This window comes from Micromonospora pallida, from assembly GCF_900090325.1.
GTDB classification, from domain to species: Bacteria; Actinomycetota; Actinomycetes; order Mycobacteriales; family Micromonosporaceae; genus Micromonospora; species Micromonospora pallida.
This window is the reverse complement of record NZ_FMHW01000004.1, coordinates 26,557-41,855: the sequence shown is the minus strand read 5'-3', so window position 1 is coordinate 41,855 and position 15,299 is coordinate 26,557. Positions and strand designations below refer to the sequence as shown.

17 protein-coding genes and 2 pseudogenes are annotated in these 15,299 nt (G+C 70.5%); 17 read left to right on the top strand and 2 right to left on the bottom strand.

The genetic code is table 11. The features are described 5' to 3' along the window. Positions 1 to 217: 217 nt before the first annotated feature. Positions 218 to 391, bottom strand: coding sequence for a hypothetical protein (locus GA0074692_RS35185; RefSeq protein ID WP_176738770.1), 174 nt, complete (start codon positions 389 to 391; stop codon positions 218 to 220). A gap of 90 nt (positions 392 to 481) precedes the next feature. On the opposite strand from GA0074692_RS35185, the gene GA0074692_RS33675 reads away from it, so the two are divergent. The 15 genes and pseudogenes from GA0074692_RS33675 to GA0074692_RS33605 all read left to right on the top strand — a co-directional run bounded on the left by GA0074692_RS33675 (position 482) and on the right by GA0074692_RS33605 (position 10,826). Then, positions 482 to 679, top strand: coding sequence for a hypothetical protein (locus tag GA0074692_RS33675; protein ID WP_091638470.1), 198 nt, complete (start codon positions 482 to 484; stop codon positions 677 to 679). A 28-nt stretch (positions 680 to 707) separates the two neighbouring features. Beyond that, positions 708 to 1,205, top strand: coding sequence for a helix-turn-helix domain-containing protein (locus GA0074692_RS33670; RefSeq protein WP_245730853.1), 498 nt, complete (start codon positions 708 to 710; stop codon positions 1,203 to 1,205). Then, positions 1,202 to 2,475, top strand: a pseudogene (locus GA0074692_RS33665) (PBSX family phage terminase large subunit). The gene GA0074692_RS33670 and the pseudogene GA0074692_RS33665 overlap by 4 nt, the downstream one beginning before the upstream one ends. Positions 2,476 to 3,900: 1,425 nt before the next feature. Beyond that, entirely contained in the window at positions 3,901 to 4,083 is a 183-nt protein-coding gene (locus GA0074692_RS36370) for a hypothetical protein (RefSeq protein ID WP_245730848.1), read from the top strand. A gap of 3 nt (positions 4,084 to 4,086) precedes the next feature. Continuing rightward, a pseudogene (locus GA0074692_RS37100) lies at positions 4,087 to 5,234 on the top strand (phage minor capsid protein). Between the two features lie 59 nt (positions 5,235 to 5,293). Beyond that, positions 5,294 to 6,043 (top strand): hypothetical protein, encoded by a 750-nt coding sequence (locus GA0074692_RS33650; protein ID WP_091638465.1) that lies wholly within the window; start codon positions 5,294 to 5,296, stop codon positions 6,041 to 6,043. 14 nt (positions 6,044 to 6,057) lie between these two features. Continuing rightward, positions 6,058 to 7,065 carry a major capsid protein gene (locus GA0074692_RS33645; RefSeq protein ID WP_091638464.1) on the top strand — a complete coding sequence of 336 codons (1,008 nt, stop codon included), beginning with the start codon at positions 6,058 to 6,060 and terminating at the stop codon, positions 7,063 to 7,065. After that, complete coding sequence (locus GA0074692_RS33640; RefSeq protein WP_091638463.1) at positions 7,065 to 7,733, top strand: hypothetical protein; 669 nt, start codon at positions 7,065 to 7,067, stop codon at positions 7,731 to 7,733. Before GA0074692_RS33645 ends, GA0074692_RS33640 begins: the two co-directional genes overlap by 1 nt. A gap of 56 nt (positions 7,734 to 7,789) precedes the next feature. Continuing rightward, positions 7,790 to 8,161 (top strand): hypothetical protein, encoded by a 372-nt coding sequence (locus GA0074692_RS33635; RefSeq protein WP_091638462.1) that lies wholly within the window; start codon positions 7,790 to 7,792, stop codon positions 8,159 to 8,161. Between the two features lie 3 nt (positions 8,162 to 8,164). Next, positions 8,165 to 8,512 carry a hypothetical protein gene (locus tag GA0074692_RS33630; protein ID WP_091638461.1) on the top strand — a complete coding sequence of 116 codons (348 nt, stop codon included), beginning with the start codon at positions 8,165 to 8,167 and terminating at the stop codon, positions 8,510 to 8,512. 3 nt (positions 8,513 to 8,515) lie between these two features. Beyond that, positions 8,516 to 8,872, top strand: a complete 357-nt coding sequence (locus GA0074692_RS33625; protein ID WP_091638460.1) for a hypothetical protein — start codon at positions 8,516 to 8,518, stop codon at positions 8,870 to 8,872. Beyond that, positions 8,872 to 9,318, top strand: coding sequence for a minor capsid protein (locus GA0074692_RS33620; RefSeq protein WP_091638459.1), 447 nt, complete (start codon positions 8,872 to 8,874; stop codon positions 9,316 to 9,318). Before GA0074692_RS33625 ends, GA0074692_RS33620 begins: the two co-directional genes overlap by 1 nt. Positions 9,319 to 9,331: 13 nt before the next feature. Further along, positions 9,332 to 10,096 carry a phage tail tube protein gene (locus GA0074692_RS33615; RefSeq protein WP_091654755.1) on the top strand — a complete coding sequence of 255 codons (765 nt, stop codon included), beginning with the start codon at positions 9,332 to 9,334 and terminating at the stop codon, positions 10,094 to 10,096. Next, positions 10,096 to 10,647, top strand: coding sequence for a DUF7426 family protein (locus GA0074692_RS33610; RefSeq protein WP_091654753.1), 552 nt, complete (start codon positions 10,096 to 10,098; stop codon positions 10,645 to 10,647). Before GA0074692_RS33615 ends, GA0074692_RS33610 begins: the two co-directional genes overlap by 1 nt. After that, positions 10,641 to 10,826 (top strand): hypothetical protein, encoded by a 186-nt coding sequence (locus GA0074692_RS33605; protein WP_091638497.1) that lies wholly within the window; start codon positions 10,641 to 10,643, stop codon positions 10,824 to 10,826. The genes GA0074692_RS33610 and GA0074692_RS33605 overlap by 7 nt, the downstream gene beginning before the upstream one ends. Here the strand turns inward: GA0074692_RS33605 and GA0074692_RS33600 are convergent. Then, positions 10,820 to 11,242, bottom strand: a complete 423-nt coding sequence (locus GA0074692_RS33600) for a hypothetical protein (RefSeq protein WP_091638458.1) — start codon at positions 11,240 to 11,242, stop codon at positions 10,820 to 10,822. The two genes, GA0074692_RS33605 and GA0074692_RS33600, sit on opposite strands and share 7 nt — an antisense overlap. Before the next feature lie 91 nt (positions 11,243 to 11,333). On the opposite strand from GA0074692_RS33600, the gene GA0074692_RS33595 reads away from it, so the two are divergent. Beyond that, the gene (locus GA0074692_RS33595; protein ID WP_091654751.1) at positions 11,334 to 13,310 is read left to right on the top strand and encodes a phage tail tape measure protein; all 1,977 of its coding nucleotides are present in this window, start codon (positions 11,334 to 11,336) and stop codon (positions 13,308 to 13,310) included. A 40-nt stretch (positions 13,311 to 13,350) separates the two neighbouring features. Then, positions 13,351 to 15,294: a hypothetical protein gene (locus tag GA0074692_RS33590; protein ID WP_091654749.1), complete on the top strand. Its 1,944-nt coding sequence runs from the start codon at positions 13,351 to 13,353 to the stop codon at positions 15,292 to 15,294. Positions 15,295 to 15,299: the final 5 nt, after the last annotated feature.

Genomic DNA, 15,299 nt, shown 5'->3' with positions numbered 1-15,299 from the left:
ATTGAGGCGGACAAGCGCACCGGCGGCCGCGGACGACGACGCCGAGTTGACGTTGGAGTCGCCCTCGCCGCATGATGATTGTTCACCGACTCCCATAGGCGGAGTCTGTCCGCAGCCCGGTAGAGCCCCACGGCTCCCGGGCTGTTTCGCGTCCAGGTCGGACGCGCCGGGGAACGCGGGCAGGTCGCTGTGGTGGCCGGCCTGCCCGCACACCGCGTCAGCTCTTCGGCGTCTCGCCGGCAGCTTCCCCGTCGAGCACGGTGTACGCCATCGCGAGCTCCAGGGTCCCCTTCAGGCCCACGGAGGTGGTGTTGAGCTCGGTGATCTTCTTGAGGATCGACACCTTCGCCTCGCGGAGCAGCTCGTTTTCATCGTTGCCGTTGTTCGGCATGATCCGCCCCCTATGGACTCGGCCGGCCCACTGCCGCACCGAATGTGGTCAACATCCCCGCAGGGCGGGGAATTCCCCCTCGGAGCAGTCGTGACCGATCCGCCCGCCCCGGTCAAGGTGGACGTCACCGTGGCCGGCCACACCGTCATCGTCGAAGCCGCCGAGCCCCTGGACGTCGTCGCCGCCAAGGCACTCGACCTGTTCCGCGAGACGGCCGGATACGCCCGCAGCTCTCCGGTCGGGTTCGCCGCCCCGCCCGCCCACGTCGAGTTGTCCGCCGACCCCTGACCGGCCAAGGGCCGTGACGAGGTGACCCATGACCCGCCCCCGCCCCGTCACCCAGGCCGACTACGACCGCGTCAAGGAGCTGCACGCCCAGAAGCTGAGCCGGAACGCCATCGCGAAGGAGATGGGCCGCTCGGGGAAGACCATCTCCCGCATCGCCGACGAGCTCGGCCTGACGTTCGACCGGGAGCGCACGAAGGTCGCCACCCAGGCCAAGAAGGACGACGCCGCCGCCCGCCGCGCCAAGCTCCAGGTCGACGCACTCGCGGGTGCCCAGAAGCTGATGGGCCAGATGTTTCTCCAAGGCCAAGATCTACAACTTCGGTGGCAAGGAGAACGACTACAACGAGCGCGACGTCGACGAGCCGCCGTTCCGGGACAAGCGGGACATCGCCAGCGCCATTCAGGCCCTCGCCAACACCGCACTCAAGCTGGCCGAGTACGACAGGCCACCGGCAACGAGTCCGAGAAGAGCATGCTCACCGACCTGCGCGAAGCCCTGATCAACGCGCGTAAGGACGCGACGTGACCGGCGTCGACCTCCGGGGCCTGCCCCTGTCGGAGAGCAGATCGAGTACGTCTGCGAGAGCAACTTCTTCGTCAACCTCGCCGAGGGCGCCATCCGGTCCGGGAAGACCGCCTCCGGTCTGCTCCGGTGGCTGATGTACCTCGCCGACCCGAAGACCCCGAAGAGCGGGGACCTGGTCGTTACCGCGAAGACGTACGACACGGCGGTCCGGAACATCTTCAACCCGCTGCGAGACCCGGTGCTCTTCGGACCGCTGGCCAAGGCGACGACGTACACCCGGGGCGCACCGACCGCCACGATCCTCGGCACCACGGTCGAGGTCATCACCTTCAACGACGAACGCAGCGAGACCGGCTCCGGGGCATGACCTGCCGGGGCGCGTACGTCGACGAGTGGTCCCTGATGCCCGCAGCTTCCATGAGCAGCTCCTCGGCCGCTGCTCCGTCGACGGCAGCCAGATCTTCGGGAACACCAACCCGGACAACCCGCGACACTGGCTGATGACCGAGGGCATCGAGCGGGCCCGCCCGGGCGGTGACCTCGCCGGTGACTGGTACGTGCTGAAGTTCCTCCTCGACGACAACCCGGTCCTCTCCGAGGCGGTCAAGGCCCGGTACCGGCGGCAGTACACCGGCCTCTACTACCGGCGGAACATCCTCGGCGACTGGTGCGTGGCCGAGGGCACCGTCTACGAGGGCTGGAACCCCGCGAAGCACGTGGTCAAGACCTTGCCCGGCATCACCCGGTGGGTCTCGCTGGGCGTGGACTACGGCACCACCAACCCGTTCGCCGGCCTGCTCCTGGGCGTCGGCGTCGACGGGAAGCTGTACCTCGCCCGCGAGTGGCGGTGGGACTCGAAGAAGCAGCAGCGCAGCCTCACCGACGCGGAGTACTCCGCCCGGCTGCGCGCCTGGCTCGACAAGCTCGGCATCCGCCCGGACTGGATCTGCGTCGACCCGTCCGCCGCGAGCTTCTCCACCCAGCTCTTCCGGACGGCATGCTCCCGACCAACGCCGACAACGACGTGTTGGACGGCATCCGCCTGGTGGCCAGTCTCCTCGCCGAGGGCCTGCTCTTCGTCCACGAGTCCTGCGAGGGCTGGATCGAGGAGATCCCCGGCTACGTGTGGGACGAGAAAGCCGCGCTCCTGGGTGAGGACAAGCCGATCAAGGCCGGGGACCACTCCCTGGACGCCGGCCGGTACGCGATCAAGACCCCCGAGGTGCTGTGGCGCCCCCTGGTGAAGGGAGCCCTCGACCTCGCAGCATGACGAAGGAGGCCCGGTGCCGATCCCGACCGATGGCGCCTGGCCGCCGCCGCAGCTCACCCCCGCCTACGACGCCTACCGCGACTGGGATGCTTGGTACGGCGGGAGCCCTGACCAGCTCGGCCAGGTGTACGCCAACCGCACCACGGCCCGGCCCAAGACCCGCCCCGGCCAGCGGTCCGGCGGCCTGGTCGGCATGGTGTCCCGCTGGCTGTGGGGCGCACCCTCCCCGGTCGGGCAACGCGACGGCCGCCTCCACGTGCCCCTGCCTGCCGACCTCGCCGCCACCTCGGCGAACCTGCTCTTCAGCGAGCCGCCGAAGCTCGACCACGAAGACACCGCAGTCATGGCCCGGCTGGAGCAGCTCGTCGAGGACGGCCTCGCCACCGTGCTGCTCCACGCCGCCGAAGCCGACTCCGCACTCGGCGACGTCTACCTCCGGCCCGTCATCGACGAGGACGTCTACCCGGACCGGGCATTCCTCGCAGCCGTGCACGCCGACGGGGCCGTGCCGGTCATCCGGTGGGGCAAGCTGATCGAGGTCACCTTCTGGTCGACGCTGCTGGTCGACGGGGACGTGCACGTGCGGCTGCTGGAACACCACGAGGTGGTCAACGGTGCGGGGCGGATTGTGTACGCCCTCCACGAGGGCACCAGCACCCACCTGGGACGGGCCGTGCCGCTCACCGAGCAGAACGCGTCGGCGTACCTCGCGGACCTGGTCGACGAAGAGAGCAGCCAGGCGACCGGCCTGGACCGCCTCGACGTGGTGCGGGTACCGAACGCCGGCCCGCAACGCCTGTGGCGCACCCTGCCTGGCCTCAAGTACCTCGGCCGCTCCGACTTCGACGGCAACGAGCAGTGGTTCGACGCCCTCGATGACGTGTGGACCTCGTGGATGCGGGACCTGCGGCTGGCCCGCTCCCGGATCCTCGTGCCCGAGTACATGCTGCGGTCGTTGGGTCCCGGGAACGGCGCGACCTGGGACGCCGAGCAGGAAGTCTTCACCGCGCTCACCCAAATGCCGAACAAGCAGGGCGGCGACGCCGGGATCACCCTCAGCCAGTTCGCGATCCGGCACGCCGAGCACAAGGCGACCGCCGACGCGATCGTGGAGACCGCGCTGCGGCACGCCGGCCTGTCGTCGCAGACCCTCGCGAGGAGGGCGACGTCGCGGTCACGGCCACCGAGGTCCAGGCCCGGGAGCGGCAAAGCTTCACGACCCGCGGCAACCGGATCGGTACCTGGGCGCCCGCGCTGGCCGACGCTATCGAGCTACTCCTGGCGGTCGAGCGCGCCCAGCTCAACGCCCAAGCTGACCCGGTCAGGCCCAATGTCGAGTTCGGCGACAGCGTCAGCGAGTCCCCGGAGACGACCGCTCGCACGCTGCAGCTCCTGTCGGCTGCCGGGGCCGTCTCCGTCGACACGATGGTCCGCACGGTCCATCCCGAGTGGGACGACATCCAGGTCCGCGAGGAGGTTGCCCGGATCAAGGGCGACGCCCCGCCGACGGTGGAGGTGGGCGGTGCCCTGGGCGCCCTCGCCGGGAACGGCCCGCCGGCCGCCGACGACGCCGACCAGGACGCCGAGGAACCGCCGGCCGAGGAGTAGTAGATGGCCCTCACCGGCGACCAGATCGAGGCCGCCACCCGCAACACGGTCGACCTGTACCGGGCCGCCGAGCAGGCCATCCTCCGTGAGGTCACTCGGCATCTGCTCGCCGGCATCGACGCCCCCGACTGGGCGGTCACCCGCCTCGGCGCGCTCGGCACGCTGCGGCGCACCGTCGAGCGGATCCTTGGTGTGGTGGAGGTGGAGGGGGCGGAGCGGATCCGCGAGGCCATCGCCCGGGCGTACCGGGGCGGTCAGGCGGTTGCCACCACCGGCATTCCGGCGGCGCTGCTCCCGCGTGACCCTGACGCTGTCCGCGCGGCCGGTGTCGTCGCCGAGCTGGTCACCCGCGCGGGCGTGGTGGAGAACCTCGCTGCGGCACTGGTCGCCGACGTCGGGGAGCGGCACTCCAACGTCTTGAGGCACGTCCTGGATGTGTACCGAGCGGTGATCCAGCAGGCGACCGCCGTGTCCGTGGCGGGCGGGATGACCCGTCGGCAGGCCAGCCAGTGGGCGTACGCACGGTTCGTCGACCAGGCGTGGTGTCGTTCGTCGACTCCGGTGGCCGGCGTTGGCGGCTCTCGTCGTACGTCGAGATGGGCACGCGGACCGTCACCCAGCGGGCCGCTGTGCAGGGCCAGACGGACCGGTTGACCACGCTCGGCGTGGACACGGTCGAGGTCTCCGACTCTCCGCGCGAGTGCCCGCGATGCCGGCCGTGGGAAGGCAAGGTGCTCTCCATCTCCGGCACCCTGCGCGGCCGGGTGGAGCTGCCCAGCATGGTCGGCGACGGCACCGTGGTGGTGGACATCGCCGGCAGCGTCGCCGAGGCCCGCGCGGCTGGACTCCAGCACCCGAACTGCACGCACGCGCTCCGGTCGTACCTGCCCGGTGCAACCCGCCGCCCGACCAAGCCCACGGCCAACCCGAAGGGCTACGAAGCCAAGGAACGACAGAGGGCCATTGAGCGGCAGATCCGCCACTGGAAAGAGCGGGAACTTGGCGCGCTCGACGACACCGCCAAGGCCACGGCCGCAGCGAAGGTCCGCCAGTGGCAGGCCACGATGCGCGACCACCTCGCCGCGAACCCGGAGCTGAAGAGGCTGCCGTATCGCGAGGCGATCGGCGCTGGCAACCTGCCGCGCCGCTGACCAGACCACCGCCGGCGAGGCCCGGCGGGAACCATCCCGACAGCCTCAAGGAGGCACCCGTGGACCGCACCACCCTGCCGACCGCCGTCACGCCCGGCTTCGTCAACCCACTCACCGGCCACCACGTCACCCCGGGAAAGATCCTGGGCTACCGACGCGACGGCCGACCCATCCGCGTCATCGCGGGTGGATCCGGCGAGGGCGACCCCGGCGGCGACGAGGACGGCGGGAGCACCGACGACCAGGCCGGCGCCAACGACGGCCAGGACGACGACAAGACGAAGACCCCGAAGATCACCGGGGAGTTTGATCCGGACCGGCACGCCCGCGCCCTGGCCGCCGCCCGTGAGGGAGAGAAGAAGGCCAAGGAGGCGAGGAAGGCCGCCGACGAACGGCTCGCCGCCGTACTGAAGGCCGCCGGGCTCACCCCGGACGGGAAGACCGACCCCGCCGAGCAGCTCAAGGCCGCAGCCGCCGAGCGGGACAAGGCCGTCGCCCGCGCCCGTGAGACCGCCGTCGAGCTGGCGGTCTACAAGTCCGCCGGCAAGGCCGGTGCAGACCCGGACGCCGTACTCGACAGCCGCGGATTCCTCGCCCAGGTCGCCGACCTCGACCCGGACGCGGCCGACTTCCCGGACAAGGTCACCGCCGCGATTAAGGCGGCGGTGAAGGCCAACCCGAAGCTCGCCTCCACCCCGACCGGCCAAGGGCCGGGCAAGCAGGGCACCGACCACTCCGGTGCCGGCGGCCAGAAGGGCAAGCCGAAGAACCTCACCGACGCGATCACCGCCAAGCTCGGCGGCTCCTGACACCGGAGTAGACCATGCCCGTAACCCTCGCCCAGGCCAAGCTGATGGCCACCGATGACGTCGATGTCCAGGTCATCGACGAGTTTCAGAAGTCCAGCTACCTGCTGGACAAGCTCACCTTCGACGACGTCGTGAACCAGGCCGGCAACGGCGCGACCTTGACCTACGGCTACACCCGACTGACCTCGCAGCCGACCGCCGCGTTCCGCGCGATCAACAGCGAGTACACCCCGGCCGAGGTCACCAAGGTCCGCGCCAGCGTGGATCTGAAGCCGCTCGGTGGCTCCTTCCAGATCGACCGTGTGCTCGACGGCGTCGCGGCCGGCGCCGAGACCGCGCTCCAGATGTCCCAGAAGATCAAGGCCTCGCGTGCGTTCTTCGCCGACCAGGTGGTCAACGGGGACAGCGCGGTGGACGCCAACGGATTCGACGGCCTGTCGAAGATCCTGACCGGCACCACCACCGAGTACCTGCCGCTGAGCAACGGCGTCGCAACCGGGTACCTGGACATGACCACGATCGACACCAAGCAGAAGGCGTTGCAGTTCATGCTGCACGTCAACAACTGGCTCGGGAAGCTCGACGCCAAGCCCGACGCGCTGTTCATGAACTCCCTGACCAAGGCGTACTTCCTGTTCGTCGCGGCGTGGGCCGACATGATCGACAAGACCACCAACGCGTTCGGCGAGACGATCGAGCAGTACCGCGGGATCGACCTGGTCGACCTCGGCACGAAGGCCGGCAGCAACAACGACGTCATCGGCACGGTCACCCGGGACGCGGACGCGGGCGGCGCAGGCGGGAACATCACCGGCCTCAGCGACATCTACGCCGTCCGGTTCGGCCTGGATGGCTTCCACGGCGTCAGCATGGCGGGCCGGCCGCTCGTGCAGAACTGGCTGCCCGACTTCAGCAAGGCCGGCGCGGTCAAGACCGGTGAGGTGGAGATGGGCCCGGTCGCGCCGGTCCTGAAGCGCTCCCGTGCCGCGGGCGTGCTGCGGAACGTGAAGGTCTCGGCCTGATGGCGACGATCAAGGCCCCGAACCGGGAGTACAACGGGCGCATCGGTGACGTCGTCTTCCGCGACGGCGTCGCGGAGACCGACGACCAGGCGGTCATCCAGTACTGCCGGGGTGCCGGCTACGAGGTGGACGGCACCACCGACAGCCCGGTCGAGGGCACTCCGGAGCCGGCGGACCCGCGTGACGTCACGGAGGAGCAGCTCGGCACGCGACTGCGCGATGCCGCCGTCGACCCGCGGGAAACCGACTTCCTTCCGCCGGTCAACGCCGGCCAGGCCAACCCGCACGGCCCGGATGTGGTGGCGCCCGGCATCCACGCAGTGGCCGGCCCGGGGCCGATCGTGCCTGGCCCGGTCGGCCGGCTGGAGCGGACCGAGGACGGCGGCCAGGTCGTCATCACGGACACCGAGGAGCAGCAGCGGCGGGAGACCACCGCCGCAGAGCAGGTGTTCTTGGAGCGCCGCGATGTGCCGGAGGTGACGGCCGAGCTGGGTGCCGAGGTCGGCCAGCCGGCTGGTGACCGTACGCCGGAGCCGCCGGCCGGCAATGCCTCGCAGGAGACCTGGGCGGACTGGGTCATCGCCACCCGCCCCGACCTCGACGAGGCCGAGGTGCGGGCGATGAAGCGCGACGACCTGCGCGCAACGTACGGCCCGACGGCCGAGTGAGTCGTGGGGTGGCCGGGTTCGCGGCCCGGCCACCCCGCCGTACCCGAGGAGGGCACGTGGCGTACGCGACCGTCGACCAGCTCACCGAGTACATCGGCCGGACGCCGGTCAACGCGCAGCAGCTCCTCGACCGGGCGTCCCGGGACGTGGACCGGGCGCTGCTCTGCGCGGTCTACGACCCGGAGGACCAGGCCGTCGTCACCGCGCTGCGGGACGCGACGCTGGAGCAGGTCGCGGCGAACCTCAACGCGGGGAACGTCACCGGCCTCGGCGGGGGCCGGGCCGGTGGGTTCACGATCGGTCGGCTGTCGGTGCAGGCCAGCAGCGACCCGGGTGACCGGCCGGTCCGGATCGGCAGCCTCTGGGAGCAGGCGTGGACCATCCTCCAGGCCGCCGGGCTCACCGGCCACGGCCCCCAGAGCAGGTGAGCCGTGACGTGGGAAGAGTTCATCGAGCTGCACATCCCGGAGCCCCGGACGGTGCAGGTGCAGGCGTACGAGGGCTCCGGCGCGTACGGCGACGTGTACGCCGACCCCGTCGACGTGGGCCCGTGCGTCGTCGACGACACCACCCGCCGGGTCGTCGTGCAGACCCAGGACGCCGAGGGCGCTGAGGGCGTCTCCTCCACCACGGTGTTCGCGCCGATGGCCACGGTCGCCCCGCCGTCCAGCCTGGTCACCCTGCCGTGGACCGGCCGCACCGCCAAGGTGCTCGCCGTCAGCGTGATGGAGGACCACGGGCTCGGCCTGCCCGAGCACGTCGAGCTGTCCCTGGAGTGACCCATGGCCGACGAGTTCCGCCTCGACTGGGACGGCGACAAGGTGCTCGCGCTGATGTCTGACGCCTCCTTCGACGGCTCCGAGCTGGCCGCCGAGCATCTGCTCCAGGTGTCCAGTGGCCTCGCCCCGCACGAGGAGGGCGACCTGGAGCGGTCCGGTGAGGTCAGCTCCGACCGGGCGTCTGGCCTGGTCGCGGTCAGCTTTGACCGGTCCTACGCCGTTCGTCAGCACGAGGACATGACCCTGCGGCACGACGACGGGCGGCAGGCGAAGTACCTGGAGGAGCCGATGGGCACCGAGCGCGACGTGATGCTGGCGCTGATCGCGAAGGCCGCCGGCAAGCCCCTGGGCGGCCCCTGATGGCGGCCGGTGACGGCTGGACCTCACGACTCCTCACCGGCCTCGCCCTGCACCTCCAGGCCGCCGGTATCGGCACCTGGCGGGACAGCGGCATCTACCAGGCCAACGAGGTCGGCATCACCATCCGCGGTATCCCCACCAGTCCGGACCGGATCATCACGCTCGCCCCGTACGTCGTCGCCTCCCCGCCGGGGCTGGCCGACTACACCCAGGGCGTCCAGATCCGCGTGCGCGGCACCCGGGATCCCAGGGTGGCCGAGGACCTGGGCGACAGCGTCTTTGACGCGCTCGACAGCGCTCACGGCCTGGTCTGGGGCGAAATCCCGATCGTGCAGGTGTACCGGCAGTCGTACACCGCGCTCGGCGCCGACGCGAACGGCCGGTGGGAAAGCAGCCACAACTACTACGTCGAGGCCATGCGCCCGACCAGCAACCGCACCGACTGAGGAGAGGACCGTCATGGCGACGACCCCCACCACCCGCGTGACCGCCCTCGCCCGGCGGATGCGCGTCGACATCGACACCGCCACCTACCCGGCCAGCCAGTACCAGCAGCTCATCGGGATCGAGGAGCTGAAGCTCATCGAGGAGCTACGCACCGAGTCCGACGAGACCTACGAGGACGACGGCGCGGCCCGGGAGGCCGTCACCGGCTACAACTGGCGCATCGAGGCGAAGATCAAGCACTCGACGAACGCGGCCGGCACCAGCATCGACAGCGTCCACGCCTTCCTCCGGAACCGCTTCAACGCGGCGAAGGCCAGCAACGTGGCGTCGGCGGAGTTCGGGGTCCGCTGGTACGACCGCAACGGACTGGCCGGCGACAGCTTCGAGGGCCGGGCGTACGTGAAGGCGTGGCCCCACGACGGCGGCGGCACCGGTGCCCTCGACACGGTCAGCGTGGTCATCCAGGGCCAAGGCCCGCTGACCCCGATCACCAACCCGGCCGCCAGCGCCGTGCCGGCCGTGACCGGACTCAACCCGGCCGGCGGACCCACGGCCGGCGGCAACCTGGTCAACATCTACGGCTCGAAGTTCACCGGCGTGACCGGTGCGACCGGGGTCAAGTTCGGGGCGAACAACGCCACCAACTACACGCTGGTCAGCGACACCCACATCGTGGCCACGGCCCCGGCCGGTGCTGCCGGCACCGTCCAGGTGACCGTGACGACCCCCGGCGGCACCAGCCCGAACGCGCCCGCCGACGACTACACGTACGCCTGATGGGTGCGAAGTTCGGCGACCTGGACGACTACTGGTCACCCGGGTTGACGCTGACGGTACGCGGCAAGGAGTACACCTTGCCGCTGCCGTCGGCAGAGCTGGGACTGTGGTGCCGCCGCGTCGCCGCCGTCGCCGGGGAAGTCAACGCCGCCACTGGCACCGACGAGATTCAGGCCGCGGTCGCTGCGGTCGAGGCGCTCCCCGAGCTGCCCGGCGGGAGGAACATCACCTTGCAGGAGCGGGTCCTGGGCGACGTCTACCAGCAGATGGTGGCCGACCGGGTGCCGGACCCGTACATCCAGTTCTGCGGGGCGACTGCCTACCTGTGGATCATCGCGGGCGAGGAGGCGGCGCAGCGGTACTGGACGTCCGGTGGCCGCCCGGAAGCACCGGGCCCGGCGAACCGTCAGGAGCGCCGGGCCAGTGGCCGGAAGACCCGTACGGACGGGGCCGCCGCGACGCCGCCAGCGGCCTCTACGAGTGGTACGACTACCCGGAAGAGGTCCGGCAGGAGCAGGACGCGGACCGGGTCTCGTGGGCGGACATCCTGAGCCGGTGGGCGCTCGTCGAGGCTGACCTGCACGACGTATACGGCGTTGACGTCGAGGACCGAGCCCTGTTGCGGACCCGATCCTGGCGGTGGCTCGACGTCCGGATCTCCGGTCTGCTGGCGGCGGACACCCGGCTGCACCGGGCGTTCGCGCCCGTCCCCGAGACGCCCGGTCAGTAGCTGGGACAGAGGTGCTTACGCACCACCTCGTTGATCTTCTTCGCCTTCGCCTCGCCGAACCCGTTCGGCTGGTCCGGTGAGGTGAACCGCGTGTTGGCGAACATGATCACCTTGGCTTCGTCGTTCGGCCAGTCCTTGATGGTGCGGCACTGGTCCCGGCCCCGGTCGATGATCCGGTCTGGGTCCTTGTCTCCGACGATGTCCGGGTCGATCTTCCGTAGCGCGGCCAGGTAGGCGTCAGCGGTCTTCTGGTCCGGCTTCGGCGGGATGCCGGCAGCCTCCAGCGCCTTCTCGACCGCCTCGGAGCTGATCGCGCCCGGCGTGGTTGGAGTCGCCTCCGGGGTCTCCTCGCTGCTACCGCAGCCCGCCAACGCGATCGCCGCAACGACGGCGACCGCTACGTGCCGTGCTCTCACTCATGCCTCCTGTGACGGGGTGGACAACCCGCGCACGGTACCGGCCGGTGACGGCCCGAACGGTCCTTGATCCGACAGTGGAGGTGATCTCGTGGCGCTCAAGCTGGGTGAGCTGGTCGCGTACCTGCGCGCTGACGACACCGCCCTCGACCGTGGCATCAAGTCCGCCAAGCAGAAGCTCCAGCAGGCCGGTGAGTCGATCCGCCAGCAGGGCCCGCTCATCGGCGCGGCCCTCGCCGCCGGCATCGGTGCCGGCCTCCTCCAGGGCCTGGAACTGGACAAGGCCAGGGCGAGGCTGGCCGCGCAGGTCGGTGACCCGGCCCTGGCCAAGCAGCTCGGCGAGGTCGCCGGCAACGTCTACGGCCGAGGCTTCGGCGAGTCGGCGGCCGAGGCGATGCAGGCCGTGCAGGCGGTGGCGTCCGCGAAGCTCGTACCCGAGGGCGATGCGAAGGCGATCGAGGACCTCACGGTCAAGGTGCAGGCGTACGCCACCGCGTGGGGCACCGACGTGGCCGAGGCCACGCAGTACGTGTCCACGCTGATCGGGTCCGGGCTGGCCGACAACGCCACCCAGGCACTGGACCTGATCACCGTCGCCAGCGGGAAGGTGCCGGCTGCCCTCCGGGAGGACTTCCTCGAGGCTGGGAACGAGTACGGCCAGTTCTTTCGCACCCTCGGCTTCGACGGGTCGCAGGCGTTCGCGCTGCTGGTGGAAGCCAGCTCCAAGGGCAAGTACGGCATCGACAAGGCCGGGGACGCGATCAAGGAGTTCACGCTCCGGGCGACCGACATGTCGGCCAGTTCCGTCGGGGCGTACAAGGCGATCGGCCTGGACGCCGAGACCATGTCCAACCAGATCCTGAAGGGCGGCGATACGGCGCAGGCCGCCTTCCAGAAGATCGTGTCCGGGCTGCTGTCGATCAAGGATCCGACGGCGCAAGCCAACACCGCCATCGCCCTGTTCGGCACCCCGCTCGAGGACCTGAACGTCCAGGACATCCCCGAGTTCCTTCGCAACATGAAGTCCGCCGGGGACGGGCTGGGTGATGTCGCCGGGGCTGCCGACAAGGCCGGCCAAGCCCTCGAGCAGAGCGCCTCGCAGAAGCTGGAGGCGTTCAAAAGGCAAGCCCAGAGTGCCTTGGTCGAGAAGCTTGCCGAGGCCATCCCGATGATCGAGAAGACCTTCGGCTGGTTGCAGCGCAACTCCGGCTGGGTGGGTCCGCTGGCGACTGGGCTCGGCATCCTCGCCGGCATCATCGGCCTGGTCGTGCTCGGCACCAAGCTCTGGGCCGCCGCTCAGATCGCACTCAACGTCGCCATGATGCTCAACCCCGTCGGCCTGATCATCCTGGCCGTCATCGGCCTTATCGCCCTGGTCGTCGGCCTGTGGATGAAATTCGAGGGCTTCCGGAACTTCTGGATCGGGGCCTGGGAGATCATCAAGAGCGCCGCACTGGCCGTGTGGGACTTCCTGGTCGCCGCCTTCCAAACCTGGTGGGCCGTCTTCTCCGGCTTCTGGACCGGGGTGGGCAGGTTCTTCGCCGGACTGTGGAACGGCATCGTTGACGGGGTGAAATCCGCCTGGGGCTGGATCACCGACAAGTTCGATCAGGTCGTCAGCTTCCTCAGTGGGCTACCGGGCCGGATCCGAGCGAAGGCGCGCGGCATGTTCGATGGGATCAAGGATGCATTCCGCAGCGCCCTGAACTGGATGATCGGCAAGTGGAACAACTTCAGCCTGACCCTCGGTGGCGGGTCGGTGCTGGGCATGGGCATCCCCAGTGTCACCCTCTCCACCCCGAACATCCCGTACCTCGCTGAGGGCGGTCACATCCTGCGCGCCGGCACGGCCGTGGTGGGTGAGCGCGGTCCGGAGCTGGTGCACCTCGGCCGCGGGGCGACCGTCCAGCCGCTCGCCGACGGCGGCGGGGCGACCGCCGGTATCGGGGTGCTGCGGCTCATCGTCGCCACCCCGGACGGCCGGCAGATCAAGGACGAGCTGATCGACGCCGCATCACTGCGTGGCCAGTCGGTGGGCCGCTACCTGGGCATGAGCACGACGACGTAGGCGCGGAGGGGCAGTGGCGGACCCGACTATCAGCGTGCGCGTGGGCCTGGACCATGACCCGGACGATCCGGCCCTGGTCTACACGGACATCACGGACCGGGTGCACTACGGCGACGGCGGCCAGGCCGTGGAGGTCACGATCGGCCGGCAGGACGAGACTGCGGAAATCAGGCCCACCGAGATGGGCTGGGCGCTGAAGAACGGCGACAACCTGTTCACGCCGAGGAATCCGGCCAGCCCGTACTACGGGCGGTGGGAGCAAGGCCGGCGGGTGCAGATCGCCGAGACGGTCGGCGGGGTGGAGTATCTCCTCGGCACCGGCTACCTCGAGATCCCGGACATGCCGATCGTGGATTCGCGCAGCTCGCAGCCGGTGCGGGTGACGGCGGTGGATCGGCTGGGCCGCCTGGAGTCGGCGCCGGCCTTCGAGGGCACCCTCGCCGAGCACATCCGGGCGCACGGAGGGCAGCTCGTCGAGTGGTTCCCGTTGTCGGATAGCCCCTCGGATGGCCGGTACCTGTCCATCCCCACCGGCACCACCACGGAGCGGGTCCCGTTCGGCTGGTCCAGCGCCCAGGTGCTCGCGGATCCGGACGACCTGCTCCGGCCAGCAGACACGGAAGGCCCGCCGGGTGACGACCAGCGGTACGCCAGGTGGACGCCGGTCGGGGATGTCGACGGGCTCTCGGCCTTCGCCGACGCGACCCTCGTGGCGCCGCTGCCACTGACGGTGTCGGCAACGGACACCATCGCCGTGTCGGTGTGGGCGCGGCTGGGCGAGTACGAGATGGCTCCCACGTCCGAGGAACCCGCCGGATTCCTGGTCAGCCTGCGCGGAACAACGGGCCACGTCCTGCGGATTACCCGCCGACAGATCAGCATGTCGGGCCCGGACCTGTTCTACGCGGGCAGCACCGTGGACCCCGGGCCGTCGGCAGCGTCGTCGCCGATCGACGTCGGCCGCCCGTACGAGTTCGACCTGTGGAGGCTGGTCACCGCCCGCTTCAACCTGGCGACCGGCTTGCACGAACTGTGGGTCGGCGCGGACGCGACCGCGTCGCAGACCTTCACCACCCCGGGCGCGCAGTCGTACACCCTCCTTGAGATCGGGACCGGCTGGTCTGGCGCGCTGGCCCACGTGCAGGTGCGGGTAGGCCCGGACGCGACCACGATGACCCGGGCGGACCACCTGGCCCAGCACGCCCACGGCTACCGGGGCCTGGAACGGCAGACGGTGGCCGAGCGGGTGGTCACCCTGGCTGGGTACGCGGGCATCCCCGCGTCCGAGGTGGACGCCCCGGCCGCAGCGAGCACCCCGCTACAGCGGGCCCGGCTGGCGGGAGTGAGCCCCGCAGCCGCGCTGAAGACCGCCGCCCAGGGCGGCCAGGACACCCTGATCACCGCCGGGGACGGCCGGATCACCCTGATCCCCCGCGTCCAGCGGTACAACCAGCCGGTCGCGCTGGCCATCCCGTGGGGGTGGATCAGCCGGCGGCACCTTCGGTACCGGCCTGACCGGCCGGTTACCGACGTGACCGTGACCATCGCCGGCGGGGGAAGCGTGCGCCGGTCTGACCGGTCCCGGGCAGCGCGGTACGGGGTCACCGGGCAGCCGTACGAGCTGTCCAGCGCGATCGCCGACGACGCCGCCAACCTCGCGTCCTGGGCGCTGGCCGCGCACGGGGAGCCGCGGACACGGTGCCCGTCGATCCGGATCAACATGCTGCGGCGGACCGTCGCCGAGCGGCAGCAACTGCTGTCGCTGCGGGTGGGTGACCGGATCGAGCTGACCGGCATGCCGCCGGGGAGCCCGGAGGACGTGCCGCACCTGATCGTGCAGGGCATCCGGCACACCATCGGCCCCGGCCGGGTGCGGGTCATCGAGTTCAACACGTCGCCGCTGCTGGGCCCGTCGCCGGGCGTACCACCGGCCTGCCCGGTCGTCGGCGACATGGTGGCCGAATCCGCGATCGTCGCCTACTGAAAGGA